This is a genomic window from Candidatus Binatia bacterium (genome assembly GCA_036493895.1).
GTDB lineage: Bacteria > Desulfobacterota > Binatia > UBA1149 > CAITLU01 > DATNBU01.
Genome location: DASXOZ010000024.1, coordinates 1 through 2,474, shown reverse-complemented (window position 1 = coordinate 2,474; position 2,474 = coordinate 1). Strand labels below are relative to the sequence as shown.

3 protein-coding genes are annotated in these 2,474 nt (G+C 67.0%); all 3 read left to right on the top strand.

Going from position 1 to position 2,474, the window contains the following annotated elements; all coding sequences use genetic code 11:
* Positions 1-83: 83 nt before the first annotated feature.
* Genes hflK through VGK20_06585 form a run of 3 tightly spaced genes read left to right on the top strand, consistent with a single transcriptional unit; the run spans position 84 to position 2,391 of the window.
* Positions 84-1,226: an FtsH protease activity modulator HflK gene (gene hflK, locus VGK20_06595; GenBank protein HEY2773702.1), complete on the top strand. Its 1,143-nt coding sequence runs from the start codon at positions 84-86 to the stop codon at positions 1,224-1,226.
* Positions 1,223-2,161, top strand: coding sequence for a protease modulator HflC (gene hflC, locus VGK20_06590; GenBank protein HEY2773701.1), 939 nt, complete (start codon positions 1,223-1,225; stop codon positions 2,159-2,161). Before hflK ends, hflC begins: the two co-directional genes overlap by 4 nt.
* A 44-nt stretch (positions 2,162-2,205) precedes the next feature.
* Positions 2,206-2,391 (top strand): DUF2065 domain-containing protein, encoded by a 186-nt coding sequence (locus VGK20_06585; GenBank protein HEY2773700.1) that lies wholly within the window; start codon positions 2,206-2,208, stop codon positions 2,389-2,391.
* Positions 2,392-2,474: the final 83 nt, after the last annotated feature.

Below are 2,474 nucleotides of genomic sequence, written 5' to 3'. Positions count from 1 at the left end.
CGCGTTGCAAGGAGCAGTGCACTTCCCTATATCCGCATCCATGCCGGCTGGGTTGGCCCGGCGATCAGGAGATTTTTTACCCGATGCCGTGGAGCAACCAGTCCGGCGGCCCCTGGGGTTCGGGGCCGCGGGGACCCTGGGGCTCGGGTCCGCAGCAGCAAGGGCCGCGGCCGCCCGATCTCGAAGAATTCCTGCGACGCAGCCAGGACCGATTGCGCAGCGTGCTGCCGGGCAATCTCGGCGGCCGCGGTGTGGCGCTGATCGTGCTGGCGGCGGTCGTGCTCTGGGGCTTCTCCGGCTTCTTCCGCGTCGAGCCCGACGAACTCGGCGTGGTGCTGCGGTTCGGAAAGTTCGTGCGCGAAGTGCAGCCGGGGCTGAACTACCACCTGCCCTATCCGATCGAGACCGCGCTGACGCCTCCGGCGTTGCGCGTCAACAAGATCGACGTCGGCACGCTCCCGGTCGAGAACGTGCGCCGTGGCGCGCCGGTGCGTGAAGTGCCAGAGGAAAGCCTGATGCTCACCGGCGACGAGAACATCGTCGACGTCGATTTCTCGGTGCTGTGGCGGGTCAAGCCGAACGGGGTCGGCGATTATCTGTTCAACATCCAGAACCCCGAAGGAACGGTGAAGGCGGTCGCCGAAAGCGCGATGCGCGAGGTGATCGGGCGCTCGACCATCCAGCCGATCCTCACCGGTGCGCGGCAGAACATCGAGACGGGGGTGCAGCAGCTGATGCAGAAGACCCTCGACAATTACGGCGCCGGCGTCCTGGTGCAGCAGGTGCAGCTGCAGAAGGTCGATCCGCCGACCCAGGTCATCGATTCCTTCCGCGACGTGCAGGCGGCGCGCTCGGACCTCGAACGCGCGCAGAACGAGGCGCAGACCTACGCCAATCGCGTGGTGCCGGAGGCGCGCGGCCGCGCCGCCAAGGTCACCCAGGACGCCGAGGCCTATCGCGAGCAGACCGTCGCCGAGGCCAAGGGCCAGACCTCGCGCTTCCTGCAGATCTACGACCAGTACAAGAAAGCGCCGGACGTGACCCGCGAGCGCATGTATCTCGAAACCATGGAACGCGTTCTCGGCGGCAGCGAGAAGACGATCATCGACACCGGCCCGCAGCAGACGAGCCCCGGCGTGGTGCCATACCTGCCGCTCACCGAGCTGCCGCGCCAGCGTCCGCCGTCCCCGGCCGGCAGCCCGTCGTCTTCCGGAGCCAGCCAATGAAGTCGAGCCTTGCCGGAGTGGCCTTCGCCGTCCTGCTGCTGCTCGTCGTCATCGTCGGCTACAGCACCCTGTTCACCGTCAACCAGACCAAGCAGGCCCTGGTGGTGCGGCTCGGCGAGCCGGTGCGGGTGATCACCGAGCCCGGACTCAACGTGAAAGTGCCGTTCATCGACAGCGTGATCTACGTCGACAAACGCATCCTCGACCTCGAATCGCCGGCGCAGGAGGTGATTGCCTCCGACCAGAAGCGTCTCGTCGTCGACGCCTTCGCGCGCTATCGCGTCAAGGATCCGCTCAAATTCTACCAGACGGTCGGCGAGACCGGAGCGAACTCGCAACTCGCGATCCTGCTCAACTCGGCGCTGCGGCGCGTGCTCGGCGAGGCCACACTGACCGAGGTCGTGCGCGACGTGCGCGAGCAGCTGATGGCGCGCGTGCGCGAGCAGCTCGACCATGAGGCGCAGTCGTTCGGCATCCAGGTTGTCGACGTGCGCATCCGCCGCGCCGACCTGCCGGAGCAGAACAGCCAGGCGGTGTACCAGCGCATGCAGACTGAGCGCCAGCGGGAAGCGGCGGAGTTCCGCGCCCAGGGGAGCCAGAAGAGCCAGGAGATCCGCGCCAGGGCCGACCGCGACGTGACCGTGCTGCTGGCCGAGGCCAACTCCCAAGCCGAGCAGGCCCGCGGCCAGGGCGACAGCGAGCGCAATCGCATCTTTGCCGACGCGTATAACCGCGATCCCGACTTCTTCGCTTTCTACCGCTCCATGCAGGCCTACGAGAAGAGCCTGCAACACGGCGATACGCGGCTGGTGCTTCGGCCTGATTCGGATTTCTTCCGCTACTTCTCCACGCCGTTGCCGCGGGACCGCGCGGAAGCGGCAGCCTCGCGCGCGCCGCAAAAACCGGGGGCCTCCCCCGCGCCCGACGCCAAATAGGCTTTTCGTCAAGTTGTGCCGGCCGTACCCCGGGGCCCGCAGGTATGTCCGACTTCCTGGCCGCGATCGGATTGTTCTTCGCGATCGAAGGTATTCTCTTTGCCGCATTCCCGATGACCGCGAAGCAAGCGATGGCTGCGGCACTTGGCATATCGGATAGCCGATTGCGCCTTACCGGCCTTGTTTCTGCGGCGCTCGGCGTGGTCATCGTCTGGTTGGTGCGCGGCTGAGACGCGTTTGTTCGGCGGATGGCGTGGCAGATCGTGCCGGCACAGCGCGCCGCGGGCGGCGTGACGCCGGGATTGACCGGTCC